The following is a 19514-nucleotide window of genomic DNA, read 5'->3' on the forward strand; positions in this document are numbered from 1 at the left end:
TCAGATCCAGAAAGCTGCTTTGCGCAGATGCACCAGGGTCAGCGCGCTCGCAAGGATCAAGAGCGCCAGCGCGACCAGGACGTAGACGATGCTGACGGTGTCGACGTGACCGCCCACCAGCGGCTCGCGCCAGACCGCGAACAGATGCGTCAGCGGATTGAGCCGCATTACCGTCGAGCGGTGATTGATCATGTCGGACGACCAGATCACCGGCGAGGACAGGAAGGCGAGCATCAACGAGGATTCGATGATCGGCTTGAGGTCGCGATAGCGCGTTGCCATCGCGCCGAGGACGAGGCTGAGAGCAAACGTACAGGCAACGAACAGCAGCAGGCCCGGCACCGCTTCGAGCGCGCCGGAGAAATTGCGCGGGGTCAGGACGAGCCAAAGGATGAGCGGAACGCAGGCGTTGTGCAGCGCGAACAGCGCCTGGCGGAACGTGCATTGCAGGAGGAAGATCACCGGCGGCAGTGCGCGGTCGCGGATCAGGCTCGCCGAGCCCTGCAGCGCCGTGGTCGCATCGAGCACGACGCTATTCAGGAAGGTCCAGGCGGTCATCGAGAGTGCGAGCATGGGCAGGCGCGCCAGCACGCCGGCATTGGACATCTGGCCGATGACCGAGCCCAGGACCGCGACCACGATCGCCATCTGGAGCGACATCCAGAACGGACCGAGCAGTGAGCGCACATAGCGGTGGCGCATGTCGGACCAGGCCAGCGCTGCAGCGATCCTGACGGTGTCGGGCCAGCCACTGGCCTGCCGCAGCTCGGCGGTGGCCGTGGCCTCCTTGCACGGCGTGGCGATGGCCTCGCGGTAGACGGTTTCCATGCCTTCCTTGAAGGCTGTGGCGGAATAGCGGGTCACGGCCCGTGTCCGCGCCGACAGGCCCATGCGGCGGCGGCGCTCGGGATCGCGGATCAGCGTGTCGATGGCATCGCCGAGCTTCCCGGCGTCGCCGGGCGGCACCGTGATCGCCTCCATGCCGTGACGGGCGACGCGGGGCACTGCGGTGTCCAGCGCGGTGTTCACGACCGGGCGGCCGGCGGCCATGGCCTCCAGCTGGGCGAGGCCGAAGGTCTCGGCATTGGTGAGCGACGGCATCACGAAGACATCGGCGATGCACATCAGCTTGATGCGCTCGCAGTCATTGACGGAGCCGAGCAGGCGGACACGGTTGCGAAGGCCGAGCTCGCGGATCAGTTGCTCGAGCCGCGGCCGCTCGACGCCCTCGCCGATGATCCAGACCTCGAAGTTGTGCGCAGCCGCGGCGCGGATCAGTACATCAAATCCCTTGTAGGGAACGAGTCGGCCGCAGGCGAGCACGAGTCGGCCGCGATCGTTGACGTGATGGGGTTCGATCTTCGACCAGTCATATGTCGTGGTGTCGATACCGAACGGCACGACATGACATTTGTCCTCGAATTCCCGCAGCAGCGGCGTGTTGTCGACCAGCACGTGGTCGGACACGATGATCGCTTTCGCGCGCCGCAGCGTCCGGCGCATCAAGGGCTCGATGAACCAGCGCAGGCCGGCATGGGTGACGATGTCGGCATGCCAGTGCACGACCAGCGGCCGCTTGCGCCCGAATCCGAAGGCGAAGACGAGGTCGGCGAGCGGGAAGGGCGCGTGGAGCGCGAGCAGGTCGTGCTCCGGGATCCGCCGCCACAGCCGCCAAGGATAGGCGGGGGCGGCCGGAAGCGATAGCACGTTGCCGAACGAGCGCACACGCTCGACCTCGACGTCGTTGATGACCTCGCGCCGCTTTGACGATTGCGAGCAGACCAGCACGGCGGAGGCAAAGCTGTCCCTCAGGCTCGCGCAGATGTCGCGGATCACCGTGAGCGTGCCGCCGAACAGGTCGGGATAGTAGATCTTGAAGATGTGCAGCACCGATGGGCGGCGCGTGGTTTCGCTGGCGGAGTTCATGATGGCGATCAGCCTGCGAGGAGCGCGGCGACGAACGGCGCGGCCACCAAAGACATGAAGATAACCACCCGCACGAGCGCCAGCAGCGTCGAGTCGACCAGGTCGCGACGACATTGGTCGAGAATCGGAACAACACGCGGTGAGCTGGAAATGCGGGCCAAACGGTCGGCCATGGTCAATGTCCCTTCTAGTCGCGCCCTCAGTGGCGTCTCGTATATGTGGGAAAATTTACCACGTCAATCGGCAGCTGGGAAAAAGTGGGATTGTGTCCCACGCGGAGCACCGGTAATATTCGGTCATGAATGCCAAGCTCGGGTCCAAGGCGGCTGATAAGTCGGCATCCCCACAGCCGAACGCCGCAGCGAAGCTGCACGCGCCGCTGGCGCGGCTGCTGCGCCCGTTGGTGCGGCTGTGCATCCGCAGCGGCATGACGTTCCCGGCGCTGGCGCAGCTCTTGCGCGAGCTCTTCGTCAACGTCGCCGAGCACGATTTCGCCCTCGAGGGAAAGGAGCAGACCGACAGCCGCGTCAGCCTGCTCACGGGAATCCACCGCAAGGAGGTGGCGCGGCTGCGCGGGGCCGGCGCGCCCGTGCACGAGGCGCCGGCGGCGGTGTCGCTGACGAGCGCGGTGATCGCGCGCTGGCTCGCTGCGCCCGAATTCACCGATGCGAAAGGCGAACCGCTCGCCTTGCCGCGTACCGCCGAGGACGATGCACCGTCATTCGAGCAGCTCGTTGCCTCCGTCACCAAGGACGTGCGCCCGCGCGCGGTGCTCGACGAATGGCTCGACCGCAAGCTCGTCACCATTAACGGCGACGACGAGATCGAGCTGGTCGAGGCGGCCTTCGTCCCAACCGGCGAGGACGACAGCAAATGGCACTATCTTGGCCGCAACCTGCATGACCATATCGCGGCCGCCGCACAGAACGTGTCCGGGCCGGCGCCGCGTTTCCTCGAGCGCGCGGTTCACTACAACAATATCTCGCCGAAGCTCGCCCGGCGCCTCGAGGCGCGCTCGCGCGAGCTCGCGATGGACGCGCTGAAGACCGCCAACCGCGAGGCGAACCGCGCGCTCGCCAAGGACAAGGGCGGCGACGCCCGCTGGAATTTCGGCATCTACATCTATTGCGAGGATGCCGACGACGAAGGTGACGGAAACGAAGGCGGTTCTTCATGAGCCGGCCGCCGCTCATCTCTCGCCGTCTGCTGCTGACAGGGTTTTGGCTCGCCGGAACAGCCATTGCCCGCGCACAGGTCAAGCGCGGCACCGACCAGGGAATCGGCGGCACCGGCATCACGCGTGGCGACGATCACGGCATCGGCGGCACCGGCATCGTCGGCGTGATCCAGCGCTTCGGCAGCATCTACGTCAATGGCGAGCGCATCACTTACGCGAGCGACGTGCCGGTCCGCATCGACGGCGATGCGGCGAGCACGAAGGCCTTGCGCATCGGCCAGCTCGCGCGCGTGGTCGCGACCCGCCAGGCCGACGGCACACTCGTCACCCGCAACATCACCATCGCAAGCGAAGTCTCGGGTCCGATCGAGTCGGTGAAGGGCAACGAGCTGACCGTGCTCGGCCAGAAGGTGCTGTCGGGCGGCAGGGAGAGCTGGCGCCGCGCGGGCACCGTGGTCGCGGTCTTCGGCTTGCGCCGTACCGACGGCGTGATCGTCGCAAGCCTGGTCGAACAGCGTGGCAATGCCGTGCCGCGCGTCACCGGTCTGGTCGAGCGCAGCCCCGACGGGCTGCACATTGGCGGGCTGAAGCTGAACGGCGTGGATCCCTTGCTGGTCGGCCAGCGCGTCCAGATCGAAGGCAGCACGAGCCAGGGCGTGATGCAGGCGTCGCGCACGCGGATCGACGACTTCTCCGACCTCGTCGGCGCGAGCCGGCTATCGATCGAGGCCTATGTGCAGCGGGCGGGCGCGAACCTGCAGCTCGGCTCCGGGCTCGTGGCCCATGACGGGTCGCGCTTCGGGCCGGCGGCGGGTGAGGCGCGCATGGTGATCAACGGCGTGTTCGATCGTTCGCGCGGGCTGCAGGTCGATTCCGCGCAAGCGGTCGGCCAATTCCCGGGATCGCCGGCGCAGTCGCCGGGACGGAGCGCCCCCGGTGCGCCCGGCCACGCGCCCGGCGGCTCGATCCTGCATCCCCAAAGCGGCGCGCCCAGCCCGGCCGGCGGCCCGGGTGCGCCTGGTGCCCCCGGCACTGGCTCCGCGCCCGGACCGACTCCGGGTCCTGCGCCTTCGGGCCCTGGCATGCCGTCTGGACCCGGCGGCATGGGATCGCCCGGCGGGCCGATGGGGCCTGGTGGTGGAATGGGTGGTGGAGGCTTCGGCGGTCCCGGCGGCGGCATGGGTGGCGGCCGGCGCTAAGATTCGGCGCGCATTAGCGGCGCGCCCTCGAGGAGACTAGCCCGCGCTCAGCCGCACGCCGGCGCGAAGAAATTTCTGCGGATCGACCGCTTCGCCGTCGATGCGCGTTTCATAATGCAGGTGCGGGCCGGTCGAGCGGCCGGTCGATCCGACGAGACCGACCACCTGGCCAATCTTCACGATCTCGCCGACCTTCACGTTGATCTCGGAGAGATGGCCGTAGCGGGTCGAAAGGCCATTGCCATGATCGACCTCGACCATGCGGCCGTAGCCTCCCGACCAGCCGGCCGAGACCACCTTGCCGTTGGCAGTGACGCGAACGGGATCGCCGGTCGCGGCGCGGAAGTCGAGCCCGGTATGCATCGCCGGCCGGCCGAGGAAGGGGTCGCTGCGCACGCCGAAGCCGGAGGTGAATTCGACCTCGCCGATGACGGGCTTTCGATAGGGCACGAGCGCCAGCGTGCGGTTGAGCCGGTCCATCTCGGCGCGGGTGGTGTTGATTCGATAGAGCTGCTTCTCGAACGGCCCGGCATTCGCGGTTAGTTTGACAGGTACAAAAGGTCCGCCCATGGCGCTGCGCGGCACGGCCGCCTCGAGGTCGGCGAGGTTCAGGCCGAGATCGCTGACGACGCCCCGCATCCGGCGCACCCGCGATTCCATGCCGTCCTCGACGGCGCTGAGCGCCGCTATTTGCCGACGCTCCACCTGATCAAGAGAGTTCTGCAGCCGGACCAGGACATTGTCGAAACCCTGGTTCTTGGCGAACTGACTGGGCGGCGGGCTGGCGACGGCAGGCGTACGCGATTCAAGCCGCGCTTCGCGATCCGGCGGCGCCACGAAGATGACGGTGTCGCTGATCGGCGAGGGCTTCGGCGTGCCCTGCATCGCGCCCTGGTTTGCATCGCCACGTTGCGGGGCGACGCGGGGAATCGATCCGGTGACGTCAGGCATGGCGCCGAGCGCTGTCGCCCGGGACTCCAGCGCCGTCTGGCGCTTCATGATCTGGTCGAGCTTTTGGTCGAATTGCTCCTGGTCGAGCAGCTGACGGCTGGTGGTGCGGTCGACCTTCGCGCGCAGCTCGGCGATCCGGTCCTCATAGGCATATTGCATCTCGGCCTGGCGGGCGATCAGCCGGGTCAGGACGTCGTCGCGAAAGGCGAAATAGGTGGCGGTCGCAGCCGACCACAGTCCGAGCAGCACCACTGTGCCGACCACGATCCAGAACACCACAGGCCCGAAGCGGACCTGCTTGCCGGCGTGGACGATGGTGTAGGCGTCGTCCGTTGCGGGGAGGGGAATCGCGGCCGCTGCAGCGACGGGGCGCCGGTTGGAGGGCCGGCCGTGGTCGTGAGGATGATGTTGGGGGTAGTGCGAGTAGTGGGCAGAACTTTTCGACATCGGCACTCCCGCGCCGGTCGGAAAGGTTCCTTGCGGCCTAATTGCCGCAGCAATCTGGGTCGGTCATGGTTAATTTTCCGGAAACGGGAACATTCGAATTCGAAGGCCTGGTTAAAGAAGGCTTCTTGCCGCGGCGAGCACGTCGTCGGCATGACCTTCGACGCGGACGTTGCGCCAGATCCTGGCTATTTTGCCGTTGGCGCCGATCAGCACCGTGGTGCGAAGAATCCCCAGGAAGGTCTTGCCATACATGGATTTTTCGCCCCAGGCGCCATACGCCTCCAGCATCTCATGCTGCTCGTCCGAAATGAGAGGAACGCCGAGCTTGTGCTTGTCGCGGAATTTCTCCTGGGCTTTGACCGGGTCGGCGGAGATGCCGAGCACGGCCGCGCCGGCCTCAGCGAACGCGTCCGCGAGGCGCGTGAAGTCGATGGCCTCGCGGGTACAGCCCGGGGTGTCGGCGCGGGGATAGAAGAACAGCACGAGCTTGCGGCCGGCGTAGTCCGACAGCGTGGCCACGCCGCCGCCGTCGCGGGGCAGGCGGAACGCGGGGGCGTTATGGCCCTCGGTCAGGGCGACTTTGGCGGTGGTCGCAGACGCGGCGGCGGGTTTGGAAGATGTTAACCGTTTCGATGTGGCCTTATGCGATGCTGCCTTTGCTGTTGTCTTGCCTGACTTGCTTGCTGGCGCCCGTTGCGATTTCGCGGGCTTTGCTTGTGCCGATGCCCGCGTTTTCGGGGCCTTCTTCCTTGCTGTCGGACCGCCGGAGGCTGTTTTGGACGATTTCTTTCGGGATTTCTTGGACATACGCCTTCCTTTCGTCGCTTTCGGCGGGTCAACCAAAGAGGTATTGCAGCTCCCGTCAGGTGTGGCGGATTCGCGCCCTCGGCTGGGCAAGTCTGACGGCGGCGGAGTATGGTTACAAGGAATTCCAAGCATCACCCCACTGCTCGTTGAACGCGCTCCCGGGGCTAAATGACGAACAGCAGGAATATTCGAGGAATGGCGGCAATGCCGGCGCGGGGGCCTTCGATCCCCCTCGACGGGTGCGGCCCCGGCGGCGCTCAATCCTACGATGGGCGCCTGTATCGAGAGGCAATGGCAAGGGACACGTCGCCCCAGGATCAATATCGGGATTACGATCGGCGCGGCGGCGTCGAGGCGCCGCAGGAATGGGACGAGGCCGACTGGGATCCGGATCAGGAGGAGGCGGCGGGCGATCGTGCACGCCGGCTGTTGTCGCGTTCCGGTTCGGGCTTCCATCGCTTCGGTGGCGGTTTTGGCTCCTTCCGGCGGTGGCTGGCCGCTGATCGCTGGCTGAAGCGACTAGCCGTCGTCGTCGGTGCCCTCATCGTTATCTTCGTCGGCTGTTTCGGCGCGCTGTGGTGGCGGCTCGGCGCCGGCCCCATCAACCTCGACATCGCGACGCCCTGGCTCGCGGCGGCGATCGAGGACAATATCGGCAACGGTAACACCGTCGAGGTCGGCGGCACCCAGATCGAGCGGGCCGGCCGGATCCGTATCGCTGTGCGCATCCGCGACATCATCGTTCGCGACCGCGACCGCGCCATCGTGGCAAGCGCGCCCAAGGCCGAGGTGAGGCTGTCCGGCACCGCGCTGCTGATGGGCCGGCTGCGCGCCGAGAGTCTTAATCTGGTCGATGCCGAGCTTGCTATCCGCATCGCGCCTGACGGGACCGTCACGGTGTCGGCCGGCGACACCGCCAAGCCTCTGGCGACCGGAGTCGCGTCGAAGAAGGAAGCCGGCTTCCCGCCGACGTTCCCGCGCAACGGATCTGCGCCGCCGCCCGCGGCGGTGACACCCGATGCATCTGCCAGCCCCAACGCGCCGGCGGCGGCACCTGCGAGCAACGCCCAGAGCGGCATTCTCGCTGGTCTCGATTGGCTCGACAGCCTGAGCATGACCGGGCTCGACGGCCAGAACCTCAACGAGATCGGTCTCAAGAACGGCAATCTGATCGTCGACGATCAGCAGCGCGGCAGCAAATGGACGTTCGAGAACATCACGCTCAACCTGCGCCGGCCAAGCCATGGTGGCGTCGCGCTCAGCCTCGGCGAGGAAGGTGCGCGCCCATGGATGCTGCGCGCCACGATCGGGCCGGTCGAGAACGGCGTGCGCTCGGTCGACATCCGCGCCGACAAGGTTTCGACCTCCAACATCCTCCTGGCGCTGCGGGTCAAGGACCTGACCTACAACGCCGACCTGCCGCTGACCGGCGAGCTCAAGGGCGAGCTTGGCCGCGACGGCGTGCCGACCTATTTCCGCGGCAAGATCGCAGTCGGCGAGGGCAACATCATCGACACCGATACGCCCGATTATCCGATGGCGATCGATTCCGCCGAGATCAATGTCGAGTGGGATGCCGGCCGGCGTGTGCTGGTCGCGCCGTTCAAGATCATCTCGGGCGCCAACCGTGTCACGCTTCTGGCGCATCTCGAGCCGCCCAACGGCACCACCAACGACTGGCAGCTCGGCTTCAGCGGCGGTTCGATTCTCCTCGGCGGCATCGACAACGAGCCGCCCCTGGTCTTCAACCGCATCGCGATCGGCTTCCGCTTCGACTCCGACCACAAGCGCGTGCTGCTGACACAGGCCGATATCAGCAATGGCGAGATCGGCGTCGCCGGCACGGGCGCCATTGACTATTCGGGCGAGCCGCGGCTGACGCTGGGGTTTGCCGGGACGCCGATGTCGGCCTCCGCCCTGAAGCGGATGTGGCCGACGCTTATTGTTCCAGAGCTACGCGAATGGGTGATCGAGCGGATCGAGCGCGGCACGCTCCAGCGCATCGAGATCGGCATCAACTCGCCGGTGCGCAACCTTCCGCGCAAGGGGCCGCCGATCCCCGACGACGGCCTGTCGGTCAACATCGTGGCGAACGGCGTGGCGGTTCGTCCCGTCGATGGCATGCCGGTGGTGCATGATGCCGATCTGAAGGCGCGCGTGACCGGGCGCACGGCGACCGTGACGATCGGGCAGGGCATTGCGGATACGCCTGCCGGACGCAAGATCACGATCTCCGACTTCACCTTCGAGGTGCCGGACATGGCGCCAAAGCCGTCGCCCTCGCGGAGCAAATTCCGCGTTGACGGACCCGTGCCTGCGGCGGCCGAAATGCTCGCCAATGATCGCCTGAGTGATCTGTCGGCGACCGTCGTCGATCCCAACACCAGCAAGGGGACGTTCTCGGCGAACATCCAGCTCGGCATGCCGGTCAAGGGCGAGCTGACCAAGGCCGACACCACCTATGCCGTCACCGCCGATCTCAACGGCTTCGCCGCCGACAAGCTGGTGATGAACCAGAAGCTCGAAGCCAACAATCTCAAGATCGTCGCCAATAATCAGGGTTATCAGGTCAAGGGCGACGTCAAGATCAACGGGCAGGCGGCTTCGCTCGACTATCGCAAGCCGGCTGAAGGCGATGCGGACGTCCGTTTGCAGGCCACGCTCGACGACGCGAGCCGGGCGCGTCTGGGCTTCGATCTCAGCCCCGCCGTCAGCGGCTCGCTGCCGATCAAGGTCTCCGGCAAGATTGCAAGTGGCCCCGACCAGACGACTAAGCTCGGCATCGAGGCCGACCTGACTTCGGTCAAGCTCGACAACATCCTGCCTGGCTGGGTCAAGCTGCCGGGCAAATCGGGCAAGGCCACCTTCAAGGTGGTGCCGACGGCGCAATCGACGCGTCTCGAAGATATCGTCATCGAAGGCAGCGGCGCCTCGATCAAGGGCTCGCTCGAGGTCGATCAGAACGGCGATCTGATGAATGCGAACTTCCCGACCTACGCGCCCTCCGACGGCGACAAGGCGTCGTTGAAGGTCGAGCGCGGTCCCGACGGCGTAATTCGCGGCAGCATGCGCGGCGACGTGTTCGACGGCCGCGGTTTCCTCAAGTCGGCGATCTCGGGCAATTCCAAGGACGACGGCAAGAGCAAGCTGAAGAATGTCGACTTCGACATCGACGTGAAGCTCGGCGCGGTTGCCGGTTTCAACGGCGAGGCGATGCGCAGCGTCGATGCCAAGATGTCGAAACGCAATGGTGCCGTCAAAGCTTTCACCCTGAGCGGCAAGGTCGGCCGCGACACGCCGGTGGCAGCCGATCTGCGTGGCGGTCGCGCGCAGGGCAGCCGCGAGGTGATCTATCTCCAGACCAACGACGCTGGCGCCTTCCTGCGTTTCACCGACACCTACACCAAGGCCGTCGGCGGCCAGATGGTGGTGGCGATGGAGCCGCCGACGTCAGAGCCTTCGACCGCCAGGGAAGGCCTGATCAACGTCCGCGACTTCACGGTGAAGGGCGAAGCGCAGCTCGAGCGCGTTGCCGCAGGCGCGCCCAACGGGACGGGGAGCGGCGTCTCCTTCAGCGCGCTGCGCGCGGAGTTCACGCGGCAAAACGGCGCGCTGACGATCCGCGACGGCGTGGTCAAGGGGCCGATGATCGGCGCCACCATCGAGGGCTCGATCGACTATCCCGGCAACCAGGTCTGCATGAGCGGCACCTTCGTGCCGATGTACGGCGTCAACAACATCTTCGGCCAGATACCCTTGTTCGGCATCTTCCTCGGCGGCGGCAACAATGAGGGCCTGATCGGCGTGACCTATGAGGTCGTCGGCACGCCCGCCGCGCCGGTGATGCGCGTCAATCCGATCTCCGCGATGGCGCCGGGCCTGTTCCGCAAGATCTTCGAGTTCAACACCGGCAAGCAGAACTCGCCGATCGACGAGCTCCCGTCGCAGCAGTCGAACGATCCGCCCGGACCGTCATCGCGTCAGCTGTCGAACGGCTGCAACCTCGCGCGGCGATAGCGCATGCCAGTTTGAGGCGGTCGGCCGTTCAGATCACCTCTCCCCAGCGGGGAGAGGTCGAATTGCGCCTGGCGATGCGGAGCATCGTCCAGTGCAATCCGGGTGAGGGGCCGCAGCGCTCAGTGAGACCGTAACCCCTCACCCGGATCGCATCTTTCGATGCGATCCGACCTCTCCCTACGGGAGAGGTGATCCGTGTTCTGGGCTCTCTCTGAGTTCGACCAAACCGCATTGCGCTTCAGCGCGAACTCGTTCCCGCGGATCAATTGCTGTGAGGGTGGTTGCGCCGCCTAGGCGGCGCGGACGCCCGCGAGGAAGGTGCCGACTTCGCCGGAGAGCTGCTCGGCCTGCTTGGAGAGGTTCGACGCTGCCGCGAGCACCATGCCGGCCGCATTGCCGGTCTCGTTGGCCGCGGTGCTGACGCCGCCGATATTGGTGGTGACTTCCCTGGTCGCTTCGGCGGTCTGCGAGACGCTGCGGGCGATCTCGGCGGTCGCCGCACCTTGCTCCTCGATCGCAGCCCCGATCGAGGTCGCGATGCGGCTGACTTCCTCGATGGTGGCGGTGATGCCACCGATCGCCTCCACGGCCTCCTTGGTTGCGCCCTGGATCTGCGCGATCTTGTCGCCGATCTCGCGGGTGGCTTCCGCGGTCTGGCTGGCGAGCGATTTCACCTCGGAGGCGACGACGGCAAAGCCGCGGCCGGCATCGCCCGCGCGCGCGGCCTCGATGGTGGCGTTGAGCGCGAGCAGGTTGGTCTGGGCCGCGATGCTGGAGATCAGTTCGGCAACATGCTCGATCTGCTGGGCGCCGTCGGACAGCGCGCGGACGATGGTGTCGGTGCGGCGTGCGCTGTCCACCGCGCGGCCGGTGACCTCGGCGGATTGCGCGACCTGGCGGCTGATCTCGGTGATGGAGGAGGAGAGCTCCTCGGCGGCGGCCGCGACCGTCTGGACGCGCTGGCTGGCTTCGGTCGCCGCGGAGCCGACCACGGCGGCGCGGCGGTTGGTGCCCTCGGCGGTCGAGGACATCGACTTGGCGGTGGTCTCGAGTTCGCCGGAGCCCGAGGCCATCAGGCCGACGAGCTGGCCGACCGAGGCATCGAAACGATCGGCGAGCGCGATCAGGGCCTCCCGCTTCTCCTGCTCGCTGCGCGCCTTGGTGGCGACCTGCTCGGCTTCCAGCGCACGCGCCGTCAGCGCGGTCTTGCGCAGCACTTCCAGCGTCTCGGCCATGCGGCCGATCTCGTCGCCGCGGTCGGTCTCCTCGACCGGCTTGTCGAGAGCGCCTTCCGAAATCTCCTGCATGCGGTTCTTCTGGCGGTCGAGCGCGCCGAGCACGTCGCGGGCGATCAGCCAGGACAGCGTGGCCATCAGCAGCATCAGGCCGATGCCGATCGCGCCGAGCTCCAGCGTCAGGGCGCGCACGTCGGCGTCGATGTCGTCGACATAGAGACCGTAGCTGATCGTCGCGTTCCAGGGCGCGAACTTGCGCGCGAACACCATCTTGCGCACGGGCTCAGTCTGGCCGGGGCGCGGATAGAGATAGGACGTCACGCCGCCCTGGGCACTCTGATTGGCGACGTTCATGATCGCGTCGGCGATCATGACGCCGTTGGAGTCCACGGCGCCGGTGATCTTGCCTTCGAGCTGCTGGTTGGCCCCGTTCACGAGGAGCGACGTGTCGGGATTATAGACGACGGGATAGCCTTGGCCGCCGTTGAAGCTCATGCGTCGGCCGCGCTGGTGGAACTGGGCCTTGGCCTCGGCCTGCGTCAGCTTGCCGGCGGCAACATCGTCCTGGAGCGATTGGGCCAGGCTGTAGAGCATATCGACCGCGGTCCGCATCTGCTGGACGCGGTCATCCATCATGCGGCTCTTGCTGAGGACGGCCGATACCCCGATGATGGCTGTGACCGTGAGCGCCGCAAGACAAACCATGCTGGCAAGCTTGGTGCGGATTCTCAGATGACTCAGCAGCTTCATCGCGGCCTCTACGGAATGGTTGTTATTGCTCGCGTCGGTAGCATGAAGTTCTTACCAATCATGAATGGACGCCTGCGACGCGCCGCCGCGCGGTGGACCTCCGCAGTCATATGCGCAATTGTGCAAACAAAAGCCCACGGACCGACTTGCGCCGGTTCATGAGCTGGAGAAAATCGATCTTAAACTTTGGTGGCTACCGAGCCTGGTCGGACCGGCAATGAACCGATTCGTTCACCGCATCATCTTGTCCGTGCTGCTCGTCGCGGCCCTGGCGATCATCTGGATTGTGCTGGGCACACGGTGAGATGGCACCGGCAAATGTGCCGGTGCCATCTTACTCGGGGAGACTCAGCGCCGCGCGTACGCGCCGCCCGGCTCGCCACTCTCCCTGCCGATCAGCGCATCGATGCTGATCGGGCCGCCGCCGGCGGCAGAGAGGTAGAGGCAGGCGAAGCAGAACAGGATGGCGGCGGTGCCGCCGTTGATCAGCGGCAGGAACACCGGCGTGCCGGTCTTGAACATGTGGCCCAAGAAGTATGCGAAGGCCATCTCACCCGACAGGATGAAAGCCGAGAGCCGGGTGAAGAGGCCGAGCATCAGGGTCGCGCCGAGCACTAGCTCGAGCGTACCGGCCGCATAGATCAGCGGCGGGATGTCGGCGAAGTAGGGAAGCACCGGAAACTTGAACAGCTTGGCCACGCCGTACTGGAACAGCAGGAGTCCGGTGATCAAGCGAAACAGGCTCAGGAGAGCCGGCTGAAAGCGAGAGAGAAAGTTCATGAGTTGCGCCCTTCCATCCAATACAGCGACTTGAATCGCATTCGGTTCCACCCTGCAAGCTGCACGTTTTACATTCGCGCTGACATTTTCGTCATGTAAGAACAAAACACCGTAGACGGGGACTTGAGCCCTACACGATCCGCATTTTTGCGTGTATCGGCGACACGTCAGCCCGTATTTTCCCGGTGACGTCGATGATCGCAGGTTACCTTGGGGAGACTTACCGCCGCAAGGCAGGCACAACCAGGAATGGAATCATGCCGAGCACGACGCTCGCAAGTGCGAAGACGAGCAGCGCGTTGTAGCCGTGGGTCGCGTCGTGGATCAGGCCGCCGCTCCAGGAGCCGAACGCCGAGCCTAGTCCGCTGCCGATCGAAATGGTGCCGTAGATGGTGCCGACACGTTCGCCGCGAAAGATCTTCATCGCGGTCGCGGTGATCAGCGGTCCGCGCGAGCCCATCATGCTGCCGAAGCAGACGACGAAGCCGGTGAGCAGAATGATGTTCGGATAATACTGCAGCAGCCAGAGCAGGAGGATGCCGAGGATCGAGATCGCGTAGCTCAGCAGCACGGACGGTCGGCGTCCGATCAGGCCATCGAGCGCGGAGACGCCGAGCATGCCGAACACCAGCACGATGCCGGAGAATCCCCAGGCAGTTGCGGCCTGCAGCGGCGGAAAGCCGGCGTCGATCAGATAGGCCACGATCTGCGCCGCAATTGCATACATGCCGACGGCGGTGAAGAAGAAGGTCGAGAACAGCGCCCAGAAGGCGTGGTGTCGCATGGCGCTCAGAAGCGTCCAGCCGTGATCGACGAAATGCGGATCGGTCTTCTTGACGACATGAGGCGAGCCCGAGGCAAACAGCCGCCACGGCAGCAGCATCAAGGGCACCAACAGCGCGAGTGTGGCAAAGCCGAACACCTGATAGGTCTCGCGCCAACCGAGATGATCGATCAGGAGTTGTGAGGCCGGCAGCAGCGCCAGCACGCCGCCGCCCATCGCCGAATAGACCACCGCCATTGCCGTCGGCAGCCGCGGCCCGAACCAGCGGCCGAGCAGGATCGAATTCGGCACGTTGCCGATGAAGGCAACGCCGATGCCGACGCAGATGCCGATCGAGAGCTGGAATTGCCAGAGCGCCTGCGCGCGGCTTGCGATCAGGAAGGCCGAGCCGAGCAATAGCAGCCCGAGCGCATAGACGATGCGCGGTCCGGAATGATCGAACAGGCGTCCGACCAGCGGCGCGGTCAGTCCGCTGATGAGCCACGTCAGTGAATAGATCGAAACGACCTGGCCGCGATCCCAGCCAAAGCTTTCCGAGATCGGCTTCAGGAAGACGGTGAAGCTTTCGCTGAGGCCGCGGCCGAGCACGGCCAGCGTGAAGCACAGCGCGAGCACGACGAGTGCAACACGTACGGCTTCTTGCCGTGTCGCCGTTACTTGTTCCCTGGGCGTGTTCTGGTCCATTGCCGATCAGGGAGCGCGCTTCGGCGCTTCCTGACAAGCATCAAAAGCTCATACGCCTATGCAGGCTTGACGAGGACGTGCTTCTTCTTGCCGAACGACAGCTTGATCACGCCTTCCGGCGTCAGATTGGCCGGAGAGAGCGTCATCTTCTCGTCAGTGACGGGTTCGTCATTGACGCGCAGGCCGCCGCCCTTGATCTGGCGCCGCGCCTCGCCGTTGGAGGCGACGAGGCCCGCCTTGACGAAGGCGTTGAGCACGCCGAGGCCTGAGTCCAGTTCGCCGCGCGGAATTTCCACCGACGGCAAGGTCTCGGCCAGCGCGCCTTCCTCGAAGGTGCGGCGCGCGGTTTCGGCGGCTTCATTGGCGGCGTCGCGGCCGTGCAGCAGCGCGGTCGCCTCGGTGGCGAGCACCTTCTTGGCCTCGTTGATCTCCGAGCCCGCGAGCGCCTCGAGCTTCCTGATCTCGCTCATCGGCAGCGTCGTGAACAGTTTGAGGAACTTGCCGACATCGGCGTCCTCGGTGTTTCGCCAGTACTGCCAGAAATCGTAAGGCGAGAACTGGTCGGCGTTGAGCCAGACCGCGCCTTGCGCGGTCTTGCCCATCTTGGCGCCCGATGCCGTGGTGAGCAGCGGCGTGGTCAGTGCGAACAGCTGGTGCGCTCCCATGCGGCGGCCGAGATCGACGCCCATGATGATGTTGCCCCACTGATCCGAGCCGCCCATCTGCAGGCGGCAGCCAGTGCGCTTGGCGAGCTCGACGAAGTCGTAGGCCTGGCAGACCATGTAGTTGAACTCGATGAAGCTCATCTCGTGCTCGCGCTCGAGGCGCAGGCGCACGGAGTCCATGGTCAGCATGCGGTTGACCGAGAAGTGCTTGCCGATGTCGCGCAGCATCTCGATCCAGTTGAGCTTGGTCAGCCACTCGGCGTTGTCGAGCATGATGGCGTCGCTGGCGCCGTCACTGTAACGCAGCACCTTGGCGAACACGCCGCGAATCGAGGCCTTGTTGGCCTCGATCTCGGCGACGGTGCGGATCGCACGCGTCTCGTCCTTGCCGGAGGGGTCGCCGACCATGGTGGTGCCGCCGCCCATCAGCGTGATCGGCTTGTTGCCGGACTGCTGCAGCCAGTACAGCATCATCATGGTCAGGAAGTTGCCGATATGCAGCGAGGGGGCCGTGCAGTCGTAGCCGACATAGGCGGTCGCTTCGCCCTTGGCGGCAAGCGCGTCCAGCCCCTCGAAATCGGAGCACTGGTGGATAAAACCACGTTCCTGCAAGGTGTTGAGGAAATCCGATTTAAATGCAGTCATCTGTCGGCGGCTCTGATCATTCTTATTTTACGGTAATTGCGGCAAGTTGCGGAACCCGCGCCAACCGGGCTGACGCCACAAAGCGCGCTGTGGCATTATAAGATGTGCTTGTTTGATACAAGCCAGGCGTCGGGGTAGGAAGACGTCGAGGCTTACTGGGATGATGTTAACTGCGCTCGGTCTGATGAGCGGGACCTCGCTTGACGGGGTCGACGTTGCACTGATCGAAACCGATGGAAAGCAGGTGAAGGCGTTCGGGCCGTCCGGCTACCGGCCCTACAATCCTGCCGAGCGCAGCCTGCTGCGCCGGGCGCTCACCGAGGCCGTGAACCTGCCGCAGCGTGATGCCCGGCCCGGGGTGCTGGCCGAGGCCGAGCGCGCGGTGACGCTGGCGCATGCCGAGGCGGTGGCCGCCTTCACCGCCCAGAACCGGATGAAGCCGGAGGACATCGACATCGTCGGCTTCCACGGCCAGACGGTACTGCACCGGCCCGAACGGCGGATGACGGTGCAGATCGGCGATGCGCCGGCGCTGGCGAAAGCGATCCATATTCCCGTGATGCATGATTTCCGTGCGGCCGATGTCGAGGCTGGCGGGCAGGGCGCGCCCTTCGTTCCGGTCTACCACCGGGCGCTGGCGCAATCGCTGGAGCGCGAGGGACCGATCTGCGTCGTCAATATCGGCGGCGTTTCCAACATCACCTATATCGACGGCAACGAGACGCTGATCGCCTGCGATACCGGGCCCGGCAACGCGCTGCTCGACGATTTCATGTACCGCACCATGAACCAGGCGTTCGATGCGGAGGGAAAATTCGCGGCGCTCGGCAAGGCGGACGAGGCCTGGATCGCACGGGCGCTGGGGCTGCCGTTCTTCGCGCTGCCGCCGCCCAAATCGCTCGACCGCAACGATTTTGCCGCGCTCAAGCTCGGCGAAGTCGCGCCGGCCGACGGCGCCGCGACGCTCACCGCCTTCACCGCGGCGGCGATCGCCCGCGTTATTCCACTCTTGCCGAGACGGCCGCGGAGCTGGATCGTCTGCGGCGGCGGCGCCCGCAACCTGACCATGCTGCGTATGCTGCGGGAGCGGGTGGGATCGGCCACCGTCGAGGCCGCCGAGACGCTCGGCTGGGCATCCGATGCCATCGAGGCGCAGGCGTTCGGCTTCCTTGCCGCCCGTGGCCTGAAAGGCCTGCCGCTGTCCTATCCCGCTACGACGGGCGTGCCGATGCCGATGACGGGCGGCGTGATCGCGCGGCCCTGAGCGAGGGGGCGCCACCGGCAGGCATTAGGAAAATTGAAATGAACGGTTCTGCGGAAGATCCCCGTCCGGGTAACTCTTATAATTTGCAGGGCACTTGTATCCATTGCCAGCACCCCATTGGCTATCACCATCTGGAGGGCGATAGGTGTAGCTGCAAAGACTGCGCCTGTCCGGGATTTGAAGACCTTCCGCGCCCCGCAAACTCAAACTCGAGACTCCCCCGATAGTTCACAGGCGATTGATGCGAATGCATCGATCTTGACGAATGTATGCAGGTGCATCTATCTTGGATGCAGTTGCATTCAACCGCCGGGATCATGGCCATGACCGCAGCCCTCAAACTGATCAGCCACAAGCTTTGCCCCTATGTGCAGCGCGCGGTGATCGCGCTCTCCGAGAAGGGCGTCCCGTTCGAGCGGATCGACATCGATCTCGCCAACAAGCCGGACCGGTTTTTGAAGCTGTCGCCGCTCGGCAAGGTGCCGGTGCTGGTGGTGACGACCGAGCAGGCCGAGGTCGCGCTGTTCGAGAGCAACGTGATCTGCGAGTACATCGAGGAGACGCAAGGCGGTGCGAAGCTGCATCCGGCCGATGCGCTGAAGCGGGCCGAGCACCGCGCCTGGATGGAGTTCGGCTCGGCGATCCTCGGTGACCTCTGGGGACTGGAGACCACGACCGATCCCGCGACCTTCGAGAGCAAGCGCCAAGCCATCGCCGGCAAATTCGCCCGCGTCGAGGCCGCTCTCGGCGCTGGTCCGTTCTTCGCCGGCGAGCAGTTCAGCATGGTCGACGCGGTGTTCGCTCCAATATTCCGGTATTTCGACGTGTTCGATGAACTGGCCGAACTCGGCATCTTCAAGGATGCGCCGAAGGTGCGGGCGTGGCGGGCGGAGCTTGCGAAGCGTGGAAGCGTGCGCACGGCGGTCGGCGCGGACTATCCGCAATTGCTGCGCGCCTTCCTCGCGCGCCACGACGCACATCTGCTTAAGCTCGCGGCCTAAGGGCAGGGCGATGTCACCGTCATTGGCGTGGCTCACGCTCGTGATTGCAGGCGCGCTCGATGTCGGCTGGGCGATCTCGATGAAATATGCCGAAGGCTATACGCGCCTTGGCTGGAGTGTCGCCTCGCTCGTGCTGCTCGCCGCCTTCGTCTTCCTGCTCGGGCGGGCCTTGAAGGTGCTGGAGGTCGGCGTCGCCTATTCGGTCTGGACCGGCATCTATTCGGTCTGGACCGGCATCGGCGCGGCGGGCACTTTTCTCATGGGCGTCGTCCTGTTCGGCGAGACGCTGAGCGCGCTGAAGGTCGCAGGAATCGTGCTGGTGCTGATGGGAATCGCCGCGCTCAAGTTGGCCTAACGTGCAGGCAGCGATCAGGTGCAGCCGTCGGCAAGCAGCAGTCTGCTCGTCGTCGTTGCGTGGCGCAGCTTGAAGAGCTCTTGAATGTCGGGATCGCTCAGGAAGGCCTCTGCCTTCTCGCGCTCCGGAAATTCGATGATGACGAGGCGCTCTGGTGTCCAGTCGCCTTCAATCGTCGTCGGCTGGACGCCGCGAACGATGTAGCGTCCCGAATGCCTGGCGATGAAAGCCGGGATTTCAGTGATGTATGTCTTGAAGCCGGCAAAGTCGTTCACCGACAGGTCGAGCACCAGATACGCTTTCATTGCTAGAGTTCCGCGGCCATCTTCGCCAGCGTCGCGATCGTGTTCATGTTGCGCGCGGTGCCGGTTTTCGCGGCGGGGATGACGAGCTTCGACGTCCCCATGCCGTCGCCATAATGTACGTAGATCTCGCGGCGGCCGAGACGCAGCTCTTCGTTCATCTTTCCGCGGATGCCGGCGAGTGCATCGGCCGGCGGGGCCTTGTCGAGGAAGATCGCGACGGTGCGGTTGGGCGCGGCCTTCGGAAAGGGATTTTCGGCCGCGACCCGCGCCATCTCGGCGGCGCTGCGCACGAGCACGCCGACCGGCGCGCCGGCATAGGCGTGCAGGCGCCTTTCGAGTGCGGTCTTGATGGCGGCCTCCGACTTGCGGCACGTGAACACCACGTTGCCGCTGGCGATGTAGGTGCGCACGGCGGCGAGGCCGAGCTCCTCACACATCTCCTTGAGCTCGCTCATCGGCAACTTGCCGGTGCCGCCGACATTCACGGCACGCAGCAAGGCGACGAAGGAGCCCACTTGAGGC

Annotated in this window: 17 protein-coding genes; 7 read left to right on the plus strand and 10 right to left on the minus strand. The window is 65.4% G+C overall.

From position 1 onward, the window contains the following. Together AYJ54_RS27280 and AYJ54_RS51435 are read right to left on the minus strand one after the other, a co-directional pair. Nucleotides 1–1926, minus strand: a complete 1926-nt coding sequence (locus AYJ54_RS27280; protein WP_063703785.1) for a glycosyltransferase — start codon at nucleotides 1924–1926, stop codon at nucleotides 1–3. A gap of 8 nt (nucleotides 1927–1934) precedes the next feature. Beyond that, nucleotides 1935–2099, minus strand: a complete 165-nt coding sequence (locus tag AYJ54_RS51435; RefSeq protein WP_201724261.1) for a hypothetical protein — start codon at nucleotides 2097–2099, stop codon at nucleotides 1935–1937. A gap of 125 nt (nucleotides 2100–2224) precedes the next feature. Here AYJ54_RS51435 and AYJ54_RS27285 point away from each other — a divergent pair, with 125 nt between their 5' ends. Together AYJ54_RS27285 and AYJ54_RS27290 are read left to right on the plus strand one after the other, a co-directional pair. Beyond that, nucleotides 2225–3103 (plus strand): DUF6502 family protein, encoded by an 879-nt coding sequence (locus tag AYJ54_RS27285; protein WP_063703786.1) that lies wholly within the window; start codon nucleotides 2225–2227, stop codon nucleotides 3101–3103. Next, nucleotides 3100–4302 carry a DUF5666 domain-containing protein gene (locus AYJ54_RS27290; protein WP_063703788.1) on the plus strand — a complete coding sequence of 401 codons (1203 nt, stop codon included), beginning with the start codon at nucleotides 3100–3102 and terminating at the stop codon, nucleotides 4300–4302. The genes AYJ54_RS27285 and AYJ54_RS27290 overlap by 4 nt, the downstream gene beginning before the upstream one ends. Nucleotides 4303–4338: 36 nt before the next feature. Here AYJ54_RS27290 and AYJ54_RS27295 read toward each other — a convergent pair whose 3' ends face one another. Together AYJ54_RS27295 and AYJ54_RS27300 are read right to left on the minus strand one after the other, a co-directional pair. Next, entirely contained in the window at nucleotides 4339–5700 is a 1362-nt protein-coding gene (locus AYJ54_RS27295) for a M23 family metallopeptidase (RefSeq protein ID WP_201724262.1), read from the minus strand. A gap of 111 nt (nucleotides 5701–5811) precedes the next feature. Next, nucleotides 5812–6507, minus strand: coding sequence for a peroxiredoxin (locus AYJ54_RS27300; RefSeq protein ID WP_082905874.1), 696 nt, complete (start codon nucleotides 6505–6507; stop codon nucleotides 5812–5814). 204 nt (nucleotides 6508–6711) lie between these two features. Between AYJ54_RS27300 and AYJ54_RS27305 the strand changes: the two genes are divergently transcribed. Next, the gene (locus AYJ54_RS27305) at nucleotides 6712–10524 is read left to right on the plus strand and encodes a YhdP family protein (protein WP_063704264.1); all 3813 of its coding nucleotides are present in this window, start codon (nucleotides 6712–6714) and stop codon (nucleotides 10522–10524) included. 290 nt (nucleotides 10525–10814) lie between these two features. Here the strand turns inward: AYJ54_RS27305 and AYJ54_RS27310 are convergent, their stop codons facing one another. Continuing rightward, on the minus strand, nucleotides 10815–12509 hold the full coding sequence (locus AYJ54_RS27310; protein ID WP_063703791.1) for a methyl-accepting chemotaxis protein: 1695 nt from the start codon (nucleotides 12507–12509) through the stop codon (nucleotides 10815–10817). Between the two features lie 64 nt (nucleotides 12510–12573). Between AYJ54_RS27310 and AYJ54_RS27315 the strand changes: the two genes are divergently transcribed. Further along, nucleotides 12574–12813 carry a hypothetical protein gene (locus AYJ54_RS27315; RefSeq protein ID WP_063703792.1) on the plus strand — a complete coding sequence of 80 codons (240 nt, stop codon included), beginning with the start codon at nucleotides 12574–12576 and terminating at the stop codon, nucleotides 12811–12813. A 44-nt stretch (nucleotides 12814–12857) separates the two neighbouring features. On the opposite strand, the gene AYJ54_RS27320 is transcribed toward AYJ54_RS27315, so the two are convergent. From AYJ54_RS27320 to tyrS, 3 genes are all read right to left on the minus strand, one after another. After that, nucleotides 12858–13289 (minus strand): DoxX family protein, encoded by a 432-nt coding sequence (locus AYJ54_RS27320; RefSeq protein WP_063703794.1) that lies wholly within the window; start codon nucleotides 13287–13289, stop codon nucleotides 12858–12860. A 220-nt stretch (nucleotides 13290–13509) separates the two neighbouring features. Further along, nucleotides 13510–14757: an MFS transporter gene (locus AYJ54_RS27325; protein ID WP_063703796.1), complete on the minus strand. Its 1248-nt coding sequence runs from the start codon at nucleotides 14755–14757 to the stop codon at nucleotides 13510–13512. Nucleotides 14758–14813: 56 nt separating this feature from the next. Further along, entirely contained in the window at nucleotides 14814–16067 is a 1254-nt protein-coding gene (gene tyrS, locus AYJ54_RS27330) for a tyrosine--tRNA ligase (RefSeq protein WP_063703798.1), read from the minus strand. A 160-nt stretch (nucleotides 16068–16227) separates the two neighbouring features. Between tyrS and AYJ54_RS27335 the strand changes: the two genes are divergently transcribed. The 3 genes from AYJ54_RS27335 to AYJ54_RS27345 all read left to right on the plus strand — a co-directional run bounded on the left by AYJ54_RS27335 (nucleotide 16228) and on the right by AYJ54_RS27345 (nucleotide 18687). After that, on the plus strand, nucleotides 16228–17331 hold the full coding sequence (locus tag AYJ54_RS27335; protein ID WP_063703799.1) for an anhydro-N-acetylmuramic acid kinase: 1104 nt from the start codon (nucleotides 16228–16230) through the stop codon (nucleotides 17329–17331). A 323-nt stretch (nucleotides 17332–17654) separates the two neighbouring features. Beyond that, the gene (locus tag AYJ54_RS27340) at nucleotides 17655–18332 is read left to right on the plus strand and encodes a glutathione S-transferase family protein (protein WP_063704266.1); all 678 of its coding nucleotides are present in this window, start codon (nucleotides 17655–17657) and stop codon (nucleotides 18330–18332) included. 10 nt (nucleotides 18333–18342) lie between these two features. Continuing rightward, nucleotides 18343–18687, plus strand: a complete 345-nt coding sequence (locus AYJ54_RS27345; RefSeq protein WP_063703801.1) for a DMT family transporter — start codon at nucleotides 18343–18345, stop codon at nucleotides 18685–18687. Between the two features lie 14 nt (nucleotides 18688–18701). Here the strand turns inward: AYJ54_RS27345 and AYJ54_RS27350 are convergent, their stop codons facing one another. Both AYJ54_RS27350 and AYJ54_RS27355 read right to left on the minus strand, forming a co-directional pair. Beyond that, complete coding sequence (locus AYJ54_RS27350; protein ID WP_063703803.1) at nucleotides 18702–18992, minus strand: DUF1330 domain-containing protein; 291 nt, start codon at nucleotides 18990–18992, stop codon at nucleotides 18702–18704. A 2-nt stretch (nucleotides 18993–18994) separates the two neighbouring features. Further along, entirely contained in the window at nucleotides 18995–19507 is a 513-nt protein-coding gene (locus AYJ54_RS27355; RefSeq protein ID WP_063703805.1) for a DUF1697 domain-containing protein, read from the minus strand. Between the last annotated feature and the right edge of the window lie 7 nt (nucleotides 19508–19514).

It is taken from the genome of Bradyrhizobium centrolobii, from assembly GCF_001641635.1.
Taxonomy (GTDB): Bacteria; Pseudomonadota; Alphaproteobacteria; order Rhizobiales; family Xanthobacteraceae; genus Bradyrhizobium; species Bradyrhizobium centrolobii.

Bases quoted from the DNA above. Each gene is read 5' to 3' on its own strand.
- AYJ54_RS51435 (WP_201724261.1), bottom strand. From the start codon at position 2,099: ATGGCCGACCGTTTGGCCCGCATTTCCAGCTCACCGCGTGTTGTTCCG.
- AYJ54_RS27320 (WP_063703794.1), bottom strand. From the start codon at position 13,289: ATGAACTTTCTCTCTCGCTTTCAGCCGGCTCTCCTGAGCCTGTTTCGC.
- AYJ54_RS27325 (WP_063703796.1), bottom strand. From the start codon at position 14,757: ATGGACCAGAACACGCCCAGGGAACAAGTAACGGCGACACGGCAAGAA.
- AYJ54_RS27335 (WP_063703799.1), top strand. From the start codon at position 16,228: ATGATGTTAACTGCGCTCGGTCTGATGAGCGGGACCTCGCTTGACGGG.
- tyrS (WP_063703798.1), bottom strand. From the start codon at position 16,067: ATGACTGCATTTAAATCGGATTTCCTCAACACCTTGCAGGAACGTGGT.
- AYJ54_RS27305 (WP_063704264.1), top strand. From the start codon at position 6,712: ATGCCGGCGCGGGGGCCTTCGATCCCCCTCGACGGGTGCGGCCCCGGC.
- AYJ54_RS27295 (WP_201724262.1), bottom strand. From the start codon at position 5,700: ATGTCGAAAAGTTCTGCCCACTACTCGCACTACCCCCAACATCATCCT.
- AYJ54_RS27315 (WP_063703792.1), top strand. From the start codon at position 12,574: ATGGACGCCTGCGACGCGCCGCCGCGCGGTGGACCTCCGCAGTCATAT.
- AYJ54_RS27340 (WP_063704266.1), top strand. From the start codon at position 17,655: ATGACCGCAGCCCTCAAACTGATCAGCCACAAGCTTTGCCCCTATGTG.
- AYJ54_RS27300 (WP_082905874.1), bottom strand. From the start codon at position 6,507: ATGTCCAAGAAATCCCGAAAGAAATCGTCCAAAACAGCCTCCGGCGGT.
- AYJ54_RS27280 (WP_063703785.1), bottom strand. From the start codon at position 1,926: ATGAACTCCGCCAGCGAAACCACGCGCCGCCCATCGGTGCTGCACATC.
- AYJ54_RS27285 (WP_063703786.1), top strand. From the start codon at position 2,225: ATGAATGCCAAGCTCGGGTCCAAGGCGGCTGATAAGTCGGCATCCCCA.
- AYJ54_RS27350 (WP_063703803.1), bottom strand. From the start codon at position 18,992: ATGAAAGCGTATCTGGTGCTCGACCTGTCGGTGAACGACTTTGCCGGC.
- AYJ54_RS27290 (WP_063703788.1), top strand. From the start codon at position 3,100: ATGAGCCGGCCGCCGCTCATCTCTCGCCGTCTGCTGCTGACAGGGTTT.
- AYJ54_RS27310 (WP_063703791.1), bottom strand. From the start codon at position 12,509: ATGAAGCTGCTGAGTCATCTGAGAATCCGCACCAAGCTTGCCAGCATG.
- AYJ54_RS27345 (WP_063703801.1), top strand. From the start codon at position 18,343: ATGTCACCGTCATTGGCGTGGCTCACGCTCGTGATTGCAGGCGCGCTC.